Raw genomic sequence first — 14750 nt, forward strand, 5'->3', positions numbered from 1 at the left:
GCGACGGTCATGCGCCGGTCACCCGCGGACCGCGGGGGACGTGCGGCTGCTCCTCGATGAACTGGGCGCCGAGGATCTCGCGCACCACGGCCTCGCCGTAGCGCTGGCGGCCGTCGGCCGTGGCCGAGCGGGTGGTGCGGGTCACCGGGCGGGGCGCCGGCTCCGGCCGCTCGCGGGCACGGACGGGCGCGGGAGCGACGGGCGCCGGTGGTGCGGACGGCTCGCCGGGGGGCGCGACGGTCGCCCAGGAGTCGGGCATCGGCGGCTCGACCGGCGGCATGTCCTCCTCGGGCGGCTCCTCGTCGAACGGCGGCTCGTCGTCCGAGGGGCCGGCCGACGCGGCTGCCGGGCGGACCGGGGGCTCCTCCGCCGGGACGACCGGGGCTGAGCGCGGCGATGGGGCGAGGACCGGCACGTCGGACGGCTCGGGAGCGACGACCGTCTCGATCGCGGGCTCGGCGGCGACCTCGGCGGGGGCCGGGTCGGCCGGGATGGCGACCGTCGCCCACTCGTCGGGGTCGCTGGGGGCGGTCGCCGCCGCGGGCTGCTGCGCGGCGGACTGCTCGGCGGCGGGCGGCGGGGTCGCCTCGACGGCGGCGCGCTCGGCCTCGGGCGCGGTCGCGCGGGGCTCGACGCGGGCGATGTACTTCACCCGGAGGCCGAGGACCTGCTGGATCGCCTGGCGCAGGTGCTCGCTGACGCCGGGCTGACCGGCGCTGCCGGCCATCTTGAACGAGTCGACGTCGTTCTGGCTCGGGAAGGAGAGCGTGAGGACGTCGTCCTTCAGCGCCCGCACCTGCGCGGTGTAGGCGACGAGCCAGGCCGTCATCCGGGCCTTCTGCACGACCTCGAGGATCTCGGGCCAGCTGTCCTTCATCCGCTGCAGGGTGACACCGCCGGGCTCGTCGGCCGCGGAGGGGTGGGGCGCTGCGGCGGGCGCGGCCGGGCGCGGAGCCGCGGTGCCGGCCGGAGTCGAGTCGGCGGGAGTCGAATCAGCGGGAGTCGAGTCGGCGGCGGCGCTCGGGACGGCGCCGGGCGCCGCGGCCGTGCCGGAGCCGGCCTCGACCGACGCCGCGGAGACGACCGGGGCCTCGACGCGCGGGGCCGCCGCGATCGAGTCCGGCACCGACTCCGGCGTCGCGGCGTGCGACGGGAGGTGCGGCTCCGGCATGCGCGACTCGGGCGCGCGGGTCCCGGGTGCGCGGGAGGCGGCGGCACGGGACTCGGGCGCGCGCGGCTCCGGAGCACGCGAGTCGGCGGAAGGCCGCGTCGACGCCGGGGCGGCCTGCGACGGCGCCGGTACCACGACGGACGCCGGGGCGGCCGCCGCGCCGGCGCCGTGCACCAGCGTGCGCGCGATCATCAGCTCGAGGTGCAGCCGCGGCGAGGTCGCGCCCGTCATCTCGGTGAGCGCATCGTTGACGATGTCGGCGATGCGGGAGAGCTCGCCGAGCCCGAGGGCGCGCGACTGGCCGGCCATCCTGTCGAGCTCGTCCTGGGAGACGCCGCGCAGGACTGCGGAGGCCGCGCCGCCTGTGGCGGCGACGACGATGAGGTCGCGGAGCTTCTCGAGCAGGTCCTCGACGAAGCGGCGCGGGTCCTGGCCGGTCTGGATGACCCGGTCGACGGCGCCGAACGCCTCGGCGGAGTCGTGCTCGGCGAGCGCGTCGACGACCTCGTCGAGCAGCGCGCCGTGGGTGTAGCCGAGCAGCGCGACCGCGCGCTCGTACTCGACCGTCTCGTCCTCGGAGCCGGCCATCAGCTGGTCGAGGAGCGAGAGGGTGTCGCGGACCGAGCCGCCGCCGGCCCGGACGACCAGCGGGAGCACGCCCGCGGCGACGCTCACCTTCTCGCGCTCGCAGAGCTCCTGCGTGTAGTCGAGCATCTGCGCCGGCGGGACGAGCCGGAACGGGTAGTGGTGCGTGCGCGAGCGGATCGTGCCGATGACCTTGTCGGGCTCGGTCGTCGCGAAGATGAACTTCACGTGCTCCGGCGGCTCCTCGACGATCTTGAGCAGTGCGTTGAAGCCCTGCGGCGTCACCATGTGCGCCTCGTCGAGGATGAAGATCTTGAAGCGGTCGCGGGCCGGGGCGAAGATCGCCCGCTCGCGCAGGTCGCGCGCGTCGTCGACGCCGTTGTGGCTCGCGGCGTCGATCTCGACCACGTCGAGCGAGCCCTGACCGTCGCGGCTGAGCTCGACACAGCTGTCGCAGACGCCGCACGGGGTGTCCGTCGGGCCCTGGGCGCAGTTGAGGCAGCGGGCGAGGATGCGCGCCGACGTCGTCTTGCCGCAGCCGCGCGGGCCGCTGAAGAGGTAGGCGTGATTGACGCGGTTGGTGCGCAGCGCCGTCATGAGCGGATCGGTCACCTGGGACTGGCCGATCATCTCGGCGAACGTCTCCGGCCGGTACCGGCGATACAGGGCTGCTACCACCCGACAAGAGTAGCCGCGACCTCCGACACCGGACGCGGGTCGCCGGAGCCGCCGCCTCCCGTAGCCTCGAGGCCGTGACCGGCCGCCCCCGCACTCCCCCGTTCGACGCCGTCGTCCTCGCCGGCGGACGCGGCGAGCGCCTCGGCGGCGCGGCCAAGCCGCTGCTCGAGCACGGCGGCTCGACGCTGCTCGAGCACGCCCTGGCCGCTGTCGCCGGCGCCCGGCGCGTCGTGGTCGCGGGACCGCCGGAGCTCCGCGGCGGAGTCGGAGCGGCGCTCCTCGTCCAGGAGCGGCCCGCGTTCGGCGGACCGGTCGCCGGTCTCGCGGCGGCGCTGCCCCTGCTCGCGCGGGACGACGCTGCCGGCTGGATCGCCGTGCTCGCGGCCGACCTGGTCGATCCGGCCCCCGCGCTCGACCGGCTGCTGGCGGACGCCGCCTCCGCCGATCCCGCGACCGACGCCCTGCTCGCCGTCGACGGGGACGGCCGCGCACAGCTCCTGCTGGGCCTGCACCGCCGAGCCGCACTGACCGCCGCCGTGACCCGGCTCCCCGCGGTCGACGGCGCCTCCGTCCGCGCACTCCTGGCGGGGCTGGCCGTGCGGCTCGTCGAGGTGCCGGCCGGATCGACCGCGGACGTCGACGACCGCGCCGACGCCCGCCGCCACGGCATCGCCGTGCCGGGCGCGGAGAGCGCGCGGGGCGCAGAATCCGAACCGGGCGCAGACTGAACGCGTGACCCACGACACGAACGCGACCCCTTCCTCAGCCCCGGACGCCCGCGAGGACACCGCCGCACTGCTCGCCGCCTGGTGGGACGAGCTGAGCGCCGCCCTCGGGCTCGCCGACGTTCCGGTCGAGCGCGACGCCCTGCTCTCCCTGGCCGGCGACGCGGCGCACGGCGTGGTGCGGCCGGCCGCTCCGCTGACGACGTTCCTCGCCGGCTACGCCGCGGGCCTGCAGGGCGGCGACCGGGCGGCGCTCGACGCGGCGGTGCGGACGTCTCTGGAGGCCGTTCGCATGCGAACGCACGAATCCTGAGACGCTACTCCCTCCCCCTCGATCCGGCACCAGGCTTCGGGCGTACGTTTCGCTCGAGCCTCGACGCCGCGGCCCTCCTCCGGACGATCGCGGCGCGGCTCCCGCGGGCGCTCACGCACCGCGGTCGCATCCCGTGAAGGAGAACCGCATGTCAGGCAACAGAGCAGTCGCCTACAAGAGCCCCGGCGTCGTCGAGGTCATCGACATCGACTACCCGACCTTCGAGCTGAAGGACGGGCCGGGCGTGAACCCGGCGAACATCGGCAGGAAGCTGCCGCACGGCGCGATCCTCCGCACCGTCTCGACCAACATCTGCGGCTCGGACCAGCACATGGTCCGCGGGCGCACCACCGCTCCCGCCGATCTCGTCCTCGGGCACGAGATCACCGGCGAGGTCGTCGAGGTCGGGCCGGACGTCGAGTTCGTCAAGGTCGGCGACATCGTCTCGGTGCCGTTCAACATCGCCTGCGGCCGCTGTCGCAACTGCAAGGAGCGCAAGACCGGCATCTGCCTGAACGTGAACCCGGACCGCCCGGGCAGCGCCTACGGCTACGTCGACATGGGCGGCTGGGTCGGCGGGCAGGCCGAGTACGTGATGGTCCCCTACGCCGACTGGAACCTGCTCGTCTTCCCCGACCGCGACCAGGCGCTGGAGAAGATCCTCGACCTCACGATGCTCTCGGACATCTTCCCGACCGGCTTCCACGGCGCGGTCACCGCGGGCGTCGGCGTCGGCTCGACGGTCTACGTCGCCGGAGCGGGCCCGGTCGGACTGGCCGCTGCCGTCGGCGCGCAGCTGCTCGGCGCGGCCGTCGTGATCGTCGCGGACCTCAACGAGGAGCGGCTCGCGCAGGCGCGCTCGTTCGGCTGCGAGACCGTGGACGTCTCGAAGGGCGACCCGGCCGGGCAGATCGAGCAGATCCTCGGCGTGCCGGAGGTCGACTGCGGCGTGGACGCCGTGGGCTTCGAAGCGCACGGCAACGGGGCCGACTCGGGCACCGAGGCGCCGGCCACCGTGCTGAACTCGCTGATGTCGATCACCGCGGCGGGCGGCGCGCTCGGCATCCCGGGGCTCTACGTCACCGGTGACCCGGGCGGAGTGGACGAGGCCGCGCAGGAGGGCTCGCTCTCGATCCGCCTCGGGCTGGGCTGGGCGAAGTCGCTGTCCTTCACGACCGGCCAGTGCCCGGTGATGAAGTACAACCGCTCGCTGATGATGGCGATCCTGCACGACAAGGTGCAGATCGCGAAGGCGGTGCAGGCCACGGCCATCACGCTGGACGAGGCGCCGCAGGGCTACGCCGACTTCGACAAGGGCGCCGCGAAGAAGTTCGTGCTCAACCCGAACGGGTACCTCGGCTGAGCCCGTCGACGGCGCCGGGTCCTCGGATCCGGCGCCGTCGCCGTCCCGCCCTGGGCGCGACCAGAATGGACGGATGAGCGACATCGACTGGGACGGCGCTCGCGCGCGGATCGCCGCGGCGACCGCTCCCGGGCCGCTCGCGACGGTCGCGCTGCTCGAGGCGGAGGGCTCTGTCACGGCGAGCGCCGTGCTCGCTCCGCGACCGCTCCCCCACTACGACTCCTCGGCGATGGACGGCTGGGCCGTCCGCGGGGCGTCGCCCTGGCGCCTCGGACCGGGCAGCGCCGAGCCGATCGTCACCGGCGGGGTCGTGCCGGAGTGGTGCGAGGGCGTCCTCCCGAGCGAGCGCGGCCGGGTGACCGGGGACGTGCTCTCCTCGGAGCACCCGGTGCCGCTCGGACGGCACATCCGCAGCGCGGGCGACGAGGCCCCGGCCGGAACCGCGCTCGTCGACTCCGGCGTGCGGCTGCGGCCGGCGCACCTGGCGCTGCTCGCGATCGCGGGCTTCGACGAGCTCGTCGTGCGGCGGCCGGCGACGGTCGATCTGCTCTTCACCGGTGACGAGGTCGACACCGCGGGGATGCCCGGGGCCGGCCGCGTCCGCGACGCGTTCACGCCGCTGCTGCCGCCGCTCGTCGCGCGCGGCGGGGGTGCGGTGGGATCGGTGCGGCGGCTCGGCGACGACGACGAGGCGATCGCCCGCGCGCTGCTCGCGAGCACGGCTCCGCTGCAGATCACGACGGGCGGGACCGGGCGGTCGCGGGTGGACGCGGTGCGCCGGGCGCTGAGGATCGCGGGGGCGACCGTCCTGGTCGACGGGGTCGCGATGCGGCCGGGGCATCCGACGGTGATCGCGTCGCTGCCCGGCGGGGCGGTCGTGCTCGCGCTGCCCGGGAATCCGCTCGCCGCGTTCCTCGCGGCGCTGTCGTTCCTGCCGCCGGCGCTGGACGCGGCGAGCAGGGCCGCCGCGCCGGTACTGCGTCAGGGCGTGCTGGGCGAGCCGCTCGGCCGCGCCGGGTCGACCGTGCTCGTGCCGGTCGTCGAGGCGGACGGCGTCTGGCGGGCGGTGCACGGGATCCGCTCGCACATGCTCTCGGGGCTCACGGTGGCGGAGGCTGTCGCCGTCGTTCCGGCGGGCGGTGCCGCGGCCGGCGAGAGGGTGCGGCTGCTGCGGCTGCCGTGGTGAGCGCGACCGGACTGCTGACGGGGCGGGTCTCGATACGCCGCTCCGCGGCTACTCGACCAGCATGTTCCGCAGCGGCCGTAGCGAGTGGCCCGGCTTCATGCTGATCGAGTAGCCCGCGCAGCGGGCGTATCGAGATCGACCGGGCGGATCAGGCGGCCGGCTCCAGGCGGACGACGACGGACTTCGAGGTGGGGGTGCCGCTGACGGCCGCGGTGGAGTCGAGCGGGACGAGCACGTTCGTCTCGGGGTAGTAGGCCGCGATGCAGCCGCGCGGGGTGTCGTACGCGACGACGCGGAAGGACGGGGCCCGGCGCTCGAGGCCGTCCTCCCACTCCGAGACCAGGTCGACCATCGCGCCGTCGGCGAGGCCCTGCTCGGCGATGTCGTCGGCGTGCACGAAGACGACGCGACGGCCGCCGTGGATGCCGCGGTAGCGGTCGTCCTTGCCGTAGATCGTGGTGTTGAACTGGTCGTGCGAGCGCAGCGTCTGCAGCAGCAGGCGCCCCTCCGGGACCTTCGGGTACTGCAGCGGGTTCGCGGTGAAGCGGGCGAGGCCGGTCGCGGTGGCGAAGCGCCGCTCGTCGCGCGGCGGGTTCGGCAGGACGAAGCCGCCCGGCTCGTTCACGCGGCGCTCGAAGTCCTCGAAGCCGGGGACGACGGCGGCGATGTGCCGGCGGATCAGGCGGTAGTCCTCCCGCAGCGCCGCCCAGTCGACGACCGGCGTGTTCGGGCGGTCGGCGAGCAGGCGCTCCGCGATGCCGGTGAGGATGGCGACCTCGGACTGCAGGACCGGACTCGGCGGCGCGAGCCGCCCGCGCGAGGCGTGCACGGCGCTCATCGAGTCCTCGACGGTGACCCGCTGCTCCCCCGTGGCGCGCTTGTCGGAGTCGGTGCGGCCGAGGGTCGGCAGGATCAGCGCGCGGCGGCCGGTGACGACGTGCGAGCGGTTGAGCTTGGTCGAGACGTGCACCGTGAGCGCGAGCGAGCGCATCGCGGCCTCGGTGACGCCGGTGTCGGGCGTCGCGCGGGCGAAGTTGCCGCCGAGGCCCATGAAGACGCGCGCCTTGCCGTCGCGCATGGCGCGGATCGCGGCGACCGTGTCGGTGCCGTGCTCGCGCGGCGAGGCGAAGGAGAACTCTCGGTCGAGGGCGTCGTGGAAGGAGTCCGGCATCCGCTCGAAGATGCCCATCGTGCGGTCGCCCTGCACGTTCGAGTGGCCGCGGACCGGGCACACGCCCGCGCCGGGCTTGCCGATGCTGCCGGTCAGCAGCAGGACGTTGACGACGTCCTTGAGCGTCGCGACGGAGTGCGCGTGCTGGGTGAGCCCCATCGCCCAGCAGACGATGGTGCCCTCGCTCGCGGCGATCAGCTCGGCGATCGCGCGGATCCGGGCCTCGTCGATCCCGCTCGCCCGCCCGATCTCGGACCACTCGGTGCCGCGGATCTCGTCGAGGTAGCCCTCGAGCCCGTCGGTGCTCTCGGCGATGAAGGCACGGTCGAAGACGCCGCCCCTCGCCTCCTCCGCGTCGAGGAGCGCCTTGCCGAAGCCCTGGAAGAGCGCCTGGTCGCCGCCCAGCCGCACCTGGAGGAAGTGGTCGGCGAGGGCCGTGCCGCCGCCGATCATCCCGCGCACGGTCTGCGGGTTCTCGAAGCGCAGCAGGCCCGCCTCGGGCAGCGGGTTGATGGCGACGATCGTGCTGCCCGCGCGCTTCGCCCGCTCGAGCGCGGTGAGCATCCGCGGGTGGTTGGTGCCCGGGTTCTGGCCGGCGACGATCAGCAGCGGTGCCCGCTCGACGTCGCGGAGGCTGACCGTGCCCTTGCCGATGCCGATCGTCTCGGTCAGGGCCGAGCCGCTGGACTCGTGGCACATGTTGGAGCAGTCGGGCAGGTTGTTGGTGCCGAAGCCGCGCACCAGGAGCTGGTAGACGAACGCGGCCTCGTTGGAGGTGCGGCCGGAGGTGTAGAAGATCGCCTGGTCGGGGTCGGCGCAGGCGCGCAGCTCGTCCGCGACGACGTCGAGCGCCTCGTCCCAGCCGACCGGGCGGTAGTGCGTCGCGCCCTCGTCCAGGAGCATCGGCTCGGTGAGGCGGCCCTGCTGGCCGAGCTGGTAGTCGTCCCAGCCCTCGAGCTCGATCAGCGAGTGCGCGGCGAAGAAGTCGGCCGTGACGGTGCGCAGCGTCGCCTCCTCGGCGACCGCCTTCGCGCCGTTCTCGCAGAACTCGGCGACGTGCCGCTTGTCGGCCTCGGGCCAGGCGCAGCCGGGGCAGTCGAAGCCGGTCTTCTGGTTGACGCGGAGGAGGGTCTCGGCGCTGCGCAGCGGGCCCATCTGCTTGAGCGAGATCTGCAGCGCGTGCGCGACGCCGGGGATGCCGACGGCCCGCCTCTTCGGGGCGCCGACCGTGACGGCGCTCTCGTCGATCGGGTTCTCGCGGGCTTCGGCGTCATCGACCATTCCTGCATGCTACGTCGGGGAGCGGGTGGGAGGATGAGCGCCGGCCGTCCGGGCTCTCAGGTCGCGGGGCGGTGCGCCAGCCGCGTCGAGGAGGACCCCATGAGCCGTGCCGTCGCCCGGACCCGCCTGATCGCCGTCCGCGCCGGGGAGCCGACCCGCCGCCGCGAGGACGTGCTGGCCGTCGAGGAGCCGCTCGAGATCCGCGTGGGCGGGCGGCGCTTCAGCGTCACCATGCGCACGCCCGGGGAGGACTTCGACCTGGTCGCCGGCTTCCTGGTGTCGGAGGGGGTGCTCACCTCGACGGAGCAGCTCGCGGCGATGCGCTACTGCGCGAGCGGCTCGGGGCCGAGCGAGAACACCTACAACGTGATCGACGCGACGGTGCGCGGGGGCCGCGCGGAGATCCTGCTCGACCGCGAGCGCTCGGTGTACACGTCGAGCTCGTGCGGGGTGTGCGGGCTGGCGTCGCTCGAGGCCGTCGCGACGGAGTCGGCGTGGAGCGTGGCGGAGGATCCGCTGCGGGTGTCGACCGAGCTGCTCGTGTCGCTGCCGGACCGGCTGCGGGAGGCGCAGGCGGTGTTCGAGCGCACCGGCGGCCTGCACGCGGCCGGCCTCTTCGACTCGGACGGCTCGCTGCTGGCGCTGCGGGAGGACGTGGGGCGGCACAACGCGGTCGACAAGGTCGTCGGCTGGGGCCTGCGCGAGGGCCGGCTGCCGCTGCGCGGCACGCTGCTGCAGGTGTCGGGCCGCGCCTCGTTCGAGCTCGTCCAGAAGGCCGTGATGGCGGGCATCCCCCTCCTCGCGGCCGTCGGCGCCCCGTCCTCGCTCGCCGTCGACCTCGCCCGCGACGCGGGTCTCACCCTCATCGGCTTCAGCCGCGGCGCGGGCTTCAACGTCTACGCGGGCGACGCCCGCCTCGCCGGCTGACGCGGGCGGGTCTCGGTCCGCAAGCTCGGGCAGGGTGGGTCTCGATACGCCGCGTACCGCGGCTACTCGACCAGCATGCACAGGACGGCGACCGCGGATGGCAGCAGCCCGCGCGCGTGCGCGGCCCTCCCACTGCTTGCACGTTCATCGGCTACGTGGAAGGCAGCAGCTCGCGCGTCAGCGCGGCCCCTCCACCGCTCGCACGTCTACGAGCGACGTCGCCGGAAGCAGCTCGCGCGCAGCGCGGCCCCACCGCTGCTCACGCGACCACCGAGGGCGTCGGCCGTACCGTGCTTGCACGGACGAGGCAGAGGGCCCGACCCGGAATCGCGTGCCAGCGATTCAGGGCAGCCCGACGCGACCCGCTCCACAGAACGCTCCCACCCGTGCAAGCCGACCGCGAGTCGTGCAGCGGCTCCGCCGCTACACGACCGACAAGCACTGCCGAGCGATCTCCAGCTCCTCGTTGGTGGGGATGACGAGGACGGCGACGCGGGAGTCGTCGGTGGAGATGCGGCGGGGGCCGCGGTCGCGGGCGGTGTTGCGCTCGGGGTCGAGCTCGATGCCGAGGCCCTCGAGGCCGCGGAGGGCGCCGGCGCGGACGGCGGGGACGTTCTCGCCGACTCCGGCGGTGAAGACGATCGCGTCGACGCGGCCGAGCTGGGCGTAGTAGGCGCCGACGTAGTGGCGGAGCCGGTGGTAGTAGACCTCGAGGGCGGCGAGGGCGGTCTCGTCGCCGGCTTCGGCCGCGTCCTGCACGTCGCGCATGTCGCCGCGGCCGGAGAGGCCGAGGAGTCCGCTGCGGCGGTTGAGCACGGTGTCGAGCTCGTCGGTGGAGAGGCCGGCCTTGCGGGCGAGGTGGAAGACGACGGCCGGGTCGAGGTCGCCGGAGCGGGTGCCCATCACGAGACCCTCGAGCGGCGTCATGCCCATCGAGGTCTCGACGGAGGCGCCGCCGTCGATCGCGCAGGCGGAGGCGCCGTTGCCGAGGTGCAGGACGATCGTCTTGAGGTCGGAGCGGCGGCGCCCGAGGAACGCGGCGGCGGCCTCGGAGACGAACTTGTGCGAGGTGCCGTGGAAGCCGTAGCGGCGGATGCGGTGCTTGTCGGCGAGCTCGGCCGGGATCGCGTAGGTGGAGGCCGCCACGGGGATGGTGTGGTGGAACGCGGTGTCGAAGACGGCGACGTGCGGGACGCTCGGGAAGGCCTTCTGCGCGGCCTCGATGCCCTCGAGGTTGGCGGGGTTGTGCAGCGGAGCGAGGTCGCTGAGGTCCTCGATGTTGATCTTGACGAGGTCGGTGACGACGGTCGGCTCGTAGAACCGCTTGCCGCCGTGCACGACGCGGTGGCCGACGGCGATCGGCGGGAACTCGTCGAGGCTCGGGCCGTGCTCGGCGAAGGCGCGGATCATCGCGTCGAAGCCGGCCGTGTGGTCCGGGATCGGCGTCTCGAACTCGACCGTGTCGCCGTCGTGGCTGTGCTTGGTGCGGCCGGTCTCCTCGCCGATCCGCTCGACGAGGCCGCTGGCGAGCGTCTCCTCCGTCGTCATCTCGATGAGCTGGTACTTGAAGGACGACGAGCCGCTGTTGACGACGAGGACGACGGACACGGTGGGACTCCTGGGGGTTCGGGGTCGGACGGGGCGCTCGGGCGGGTGGCCCTCAGCGCACGACGGGGATGGCGGAGGTCGGCGGGACGATGGCCTGGGTCGCCGCCTGGATCGCGGTGATCGCGACGGTGTTGACGATGTCCTGCACGAGGGCGCCGCGGGAGAGGTCGTTGACCGGCTTCCGCAGGCCCTGCAGGACCGGCCCGATCGCGACGGCGCCGGCCGAGCGCTGCACGGCCTTGTAGGTGTTGTTGCCCGTGTTGAGGTCGGGGAAGATGAACACCGTCGCGCGGCCGGCGACCTGCGAGCCGGGCATCTTCGAGGCGGCGACGGCCGCGTCCGCTGCGGCGTCGTACTGGATCGGGCCCTCGACGAGCAGGTCGGGGCGGCGCTCGCGGACCAGCGCGGTCGCGGCCCGGACCTTCTCGACGTCGGCGCCCGCTCCGCTCTCACCGGTGGAGTAGGAGAGCATCGCGATCCGCGGGTCGATGCCGAACTGCTGCGCCGTCTCGGCGGAGGAGATCGCGATGTCGGCCAGCTGCGCCTCGGTCGGGTCGGGGTTCACGGCGCAGTCGCCGTAGACGAGGACGCGGTCGGCGAGCGCCATCAGGAACACGCTCGAGACGACGGAGACGCCGGGGCTGGTCTTGATGATCTCGAAGCCGGGGCGGATGGTGTGCGCGGTGGTGTGCGCGGCTCCCGAGACCATGCCGTCGGCGAGGCCGAGCTGGACCATCATCGTGCCGAAGTAGGAGACGTCGGTGACGGTGTCGTAGGCGTGGTCGAAGGTGATGCCCTTGTGCGCGCGGATGCGGGCGTACTCCTCGGCGAAGCGGTTGCGGTGCTCCGGGTCGAGGACGCTGAGGACGCGGGCGCCGTCGATGTCCAGGCCGAGGCTCGCGGCGCGGGAGCGCACCTCGACCTCCTCGCCGAGGATCGTGAGGCGGGCGATGCCGCGCTTGAGCACGGTCGCGGCGGCGCGGAGGATGCGGTCGTCGCCGCCCTCGGGCAGCACGATGTGCCGGTCGGCTATGCGGGCGCGCTCGATCAGGCCGTACTCGAACATCAGCGGGGTGACGACCTCGGAGCGGCCGACGTCGAGGAGGGTGAGCAGCTCGACGGGGTCGATCGCCTCGGCGAACAGGGCGAGGGAGGTGTCGCGCTTGCGCGGCGAGTCGGCGGCGAGGCGACCGCGTGCGGCGGTGACGCGCACGGCGGTGTCGTAGGTGCCGAGCTCGGTCATCACGATCGGCAGGCGGTTGTCGACGCCCTCGATCAGGCGGACGATCGGCTCCTGCAGCTCGAAGCCGCCATTGAGGATGATCGCGGAGACCGTCGGGAAGTTGCCGGAGGCGTGCGCCATGATCACGGCGAGCACGACCTCGGGGCGGTCGCCGGGGACGATGACGACACCGCCCTCCATCAGGCGCGGCAGCACGTTGACCATCGACATGCCGGCGACGACGACGCCCAGCGCCTCGCGGCCGAGCAGCTCCGGGTCGCCCGCGACGAAGACGCCGTCGACGGCGTCGATGATGCGCGAGACACTCGGGGCGACGAGGGACGGGTCCTCGTGGATCGCCCAGACCGGGGCGCCGGAGGGCAGCGCCTCGCGGATCGCGGCGACGGCCTGCTCCGAGGTGCCCGGGTCGGCGCGGTTGGCGACGACGCCGATGAGGCTCGCGTGCGCGGTGCGCAGCTCGACCGCGGCGAGCTCGGTGATCTGCCGCATCTCGTCGGGCGTGCGGGCGGGGGCCTGGCCGAGCTGCTCGCTCCGCGACGGGTCGCGACCGGTGAGGACGAGGAGGACGGGCGCGCCGAGGTTCGCCGCGATGCGGGCGTTGTAGCCGAGCTCCGTCGGGCTGCCGACGTCGGTGTAGTCGGAGCCGAGGATCACGACGGTGTCGCACTGCGACTCGACGGCCTTGTAGCGCTCGACGATGCGGGAGAGGGCTGCCTCGCCGTCGGCGTGCACGTCCTCGTAGGTGACGCCGATGCAGTCGTCGTAGGCGAGACCCGAGTCGGAGTGCCCGAGCAGCATCTCGAGCACGTAGTCGCGCTCGGAGGTGGAGCGGGCGATCGGGCGGAAGACGCCGACCCGCTGCACCTGACTGCTGAGCAGGTCGAGGACGCCGAGGGCGACCGTGGACTTGCCCGAATGACCTTCGGCGGACGAGATGTAGATGCTCTGAACCATCGGCGCAAGCCTAGCGACGGGCGCCCTCCGGAGGCTGGGCGCGTGCCCCGGATGGGAGAGCGTGCAGGAGCGGCGGGCTGGGGAGGAGAGGTGGGCCGGGTGCGCGATCCGTTAAAAGGAAAGACCCCCCGCGCACCCGCCAGAGCCCGGTTACCCTTGCTGCGTTTCCGCCCTGGGGGAGTTGGCCTGGATGGCGCCACGCGGGGAGCCGGGAGACAGTCTAACCGACGTCGGCGGGGTGCGGGCACGGCCGTCGCACTGCCGTGGTCAGCGGAGGGCGCCGGCACCGGCTAGTATCGATGAGTCGCGGCCACGGTCGCGCCAGGAGGATTCGCCTAGTGGCCTATGGCGCACGCTTGGAAAGCGTGTTGGGTGCAAGCCCTCGGGGGTTCGAATCCCCCATCCTCCGCCGAACGGCGCCGCACGCTCTCGCCAGCTGCGGCGCCGTTCTCTGCTTCCCGGCGCAGGTGTTTCCCGGCGCGTGGTGTTTCCCGGCGCACGGCGCCTCCCTCGCCGAGTCGCCCGAGAAGGCTCGTTCCCGGTGCGGAGAACGCGCCTTCTCGGGCGAGTCAGCGCGCTCGTCAGCGGGTGAGGCGCAGGAGCCACTCGTCGAGGAGGGCGGACTCGGCCGCGGTGAGGCCGTCGACGCCGGGCAGCGCGGTGCGCAGCGCGACCGCGTGGGCGGCGAAGGCGCGCGCCGCGGGGTCGGTCGGGCCCGCCTCCGTCGTGGTGATCGCGGCCAGGACGGCCTCGCGGGAGCGGGCGGAGAGCTCGTCGTCCGGCGCGGACGCGAGAGTGAGAGTGCAGCCGAGGGCGGCGGACTGCAGGAGGCGGGCAGCGTGCTCGACCTCGACGGTCAGGCGGCCGGCCTCGGCGACGGCGCGGACGTGGGCGGCGAGCACGCCGCGGGCGAGGCGGGCCGCCTCCGACTCCTCCCCCGGTCGCCCGGTGAACATCAGGGCGTAGAGGTGCGGCTCGGCGAGGCCGAAGGCGATGTGGTGGTCCCAGGCGGCGCGGAGGGCGTCGACGGCGTCGGCCGGTGCGTCGACGGCGTCGAACTCGGCCTGGGCGGAGGCGAAGCCCGCGGCGGCGACGGAGTCGAGCAGCCCGCGGAGGTCGCCGAAGGTTCGGTAGATGGTGGGCGCCTGGACGCCGGCCGCCGAGCTGATCGCCCGGGTGGAGACGGCGTCGCGGCCGCCCTCCGCGAGCAGCGCCGCCGTCGCGCTGAGGATGCGGTCGCGGGTCGTCGGGCTCTCGGTCACGAGTATCGACGCTAACACGGCGGCGTTAGCGGACGTGCACCGGGAGTGCTGGTGCCGTGGATCTCGATACGCCCGCTGCGCGGGCTACTCGATCAGCATGAAGGGCGGCGGGGCCGGCTCCACCACCAGCACGAGGGGCGGCGGCACATGCCGGTCGAGTAGCCGGCCGGAGGGCGGCGTATCGAGACCCACCCGACTGGCCACGGCGGATCTCGAAGCTTCTATTTGTCAAGGTCGGCAGAGGAGGGGGAAGAGTTCGCGGCAGAGGGCTCGTTTGAGGAGG

At 73.9% G+C, this 14750-nt stretch carries 10 protein-coding genes, 1 tRNA gene and 1 other RNA gene; 6 read left to right on the forward strand and 6 right to left on the reverse strand.

Translation table 11 applies throughout. The annotated features are described in order from the left end of the window. Nucleotides 1-7: 7 nt before the first annotated feature. A complete protein-coding gene (locus MT353_RS17845; RefSeq protein WP_243625489.1) occupies nt 8-2434 on the reverse strand; it encodes a DNA polymerase III subunit gamma and tau in 2427 nt (808 codons plus the stop codon). Between the two features lie 74 nt (nt 2435-2508). Here MT353_RS17845 and MT353_RS17850 point away from each other — a divergent pair, with 74 nt between their 5' ends. From MT353_RS17850 to MT353_RS17865, 4 genes are all read left to right on the forward strand, one after another. Beyond that, entirely contained in the window at nt 2509-3162 is a 654-nt protein-coding gene (locus tag MT353_RS17850) for a molybdenum cofactor guanylyltransferase (RefSeq protein ID WP_243625490.1), read from the forward strand. Between the two features lie 4 nt (nt 3163-3166). Next, a complete protein-coding gene (locus MT353_RS17855) occupies nt 3167-3472 on the forward strand; it encodes a DUF6457 domain-containing protein (protein WP_308197537.1) in 306 nt (101 codons plus the stop codon). Between the two features lie 148 nt (nt 3473-3620). Further along, nucleotides 3621-4835: a formaldehyde dehydrogenase, glutathione-independent gene (gene fdhA / locus MT353_RS17860; RefSeq protein ID WP_123447705.1), complete on the forward strand. Its 1215-nt coding sequence runs from the start codon at nt 3621-3623 to the stop codon at nt 4833-4835. A gap of 73 nt (nt 4836-4908) precedes the next feature. Then, nucleotides 4909-6021, forward strand: coding sequence for a molybdopterin molybdotransferase MoeA (locus MT353_RS17865; protein ID WP_243625491.1), 1113 nt, complete (start codon nt 4909-4911; stop codon nt 6019-6021). A 148-nt stretch (nt 6022-6169) separates the two neighbouring features. Here MT353_RS17865 and MT353_RS17870 read toward each other — a convergent pair whose 3' ends face one another. Then, nucleotides 6170-8473 (reverse strand): FdhF/YdeP family oxidoreductase, encoded by a 2304-nt coding sequence (locus MT353_RS17870; protein WP_243625492.1) that lies wholly within the window; start codon nt 8471-8473, stop codon nt 6170-6172. Nucleotides 8474-8572: 99 nt separating this feature from the next. Between MT353_RS17870 and fdhD the strand changes: the two genes are divergently transcribed. After that, nucleotides 8573-9400 (forward strand): formate dehydrogenase accessory sulfurtransferase FdhD, encoded by an 828-nt coding sequence (gene fdhD, locus MT353_RS17875; RefSeq protein ID WP_243625493.1) that lies wholly within the window; start codon nt 8573-8575, stop codon nt 9398-9400. 423 nt (nt 9401-9823) lie between these two features. On the opposite strand, the gene MT353_RS17880 is transcribed toward fdhD, so the two are convergent. The 3 genes from MT353_RS17880 to ffs form a co-directional block, all read right to left on the reverse strand. Next, a complete protein-coding gene (locus MT353_RS17880) occupies nt 9824-11008 on the reverse strand; it encodes an acetate/propionate family kinase (RefSeq protein WP_243625494.1) in 1185 nt (394 codons plus the stop codon). A 52-nt stretch (nt 11009-11060) separates the two neighbouring features. After that, a complete protein-coding gene (pta, locus tag MT353_RS17885) occupies nt 11061-13205 on the reverse strand; it encodes a phosphate acetyltransferase (RefSeq protein WP_243598427.1) in 2145 nt (714 codons plus the stop codon). A gap of 116 nt (nt 13206-13321) precedes the next feature. Then, nucleotides 13322-13418: signal recognition particle sRNA small type (gene ffs, locus MT353_RS17890), an RNA gene on the reverse strand. A 111-nt stretch (nt 13419-13529) separates the two neighbouring features. On the opposite strand from ffs, the gene MT353_RS17895 reads away from it, so the two are divergent. Further along, a tRNA-Ser gene (locus tag MT353_RS17895) sits at nt 13530-13614 on the forward strand. 172 nt (nt 13615-13786) lie between these two features. Here the strand turns inward: MT353_RS17895 and MT353_RS17900 are convergent. Then, entirely contained in the window at nt 13787-14467 is a 681-nt protein-coding gene (locus tag MT353_RS17900) for a TetR/AcrR family transcriptional regulator (RefSeq protein WP_243625495.1), read from the reverse strand. Nucleotides 14468-14750: the final 283 nt, after the last annotated feature.

The sequence above is a fragment of the Rathayibacter sp. VKM Ac-2927 genome (assembly GCF_022815525.1).
Classification (GTDB): Bacteria; Actinomycetota; Actinomycetes; order Actinomycetales; family Microbacteriaceae; genus Rathayibacter; species Rathayibacter festucae.

Excerpts from the sequence above, each read along its gene's own strand:
- fdhA (WP_123447705.1), top strand. The coding sequence starts at position 3,621 with ATGTCAGGCAACAGAGCAGTCGCCTACAAGAGCCCCGGCGTCGTCGAG.
- MT353_RS17865 (WP_243625491.1), top strand. The coding sequence starts at position 4,909 with ATGAGCGACATCGACTGGGACGGCGCTCGCGCGCGGATCGCCGCGGCG.
- MT353_RS17870 (WP_243625492.1), bottom strand. The coding sequence starts at position 8,473 with ATGGTCGATGACGCCGAAGCCCGCGAGAACCCGATCGACGAGAGCGCC.
- fdhD (WP_243625493.1), top strand. The coding sequence starts at position 8,573 with ATGAGCCGTGCCGTCGCCCGGACCCGCCTGATCGCCGTCCGCGCCGGG.
- pta (WP_243598427.1), bottom strand. The coding sequence starts at position 13,205 with ATGGTTCAGAGCATCTACATCTCGTCCGCCGAAGGTCATTCGGGCAAG.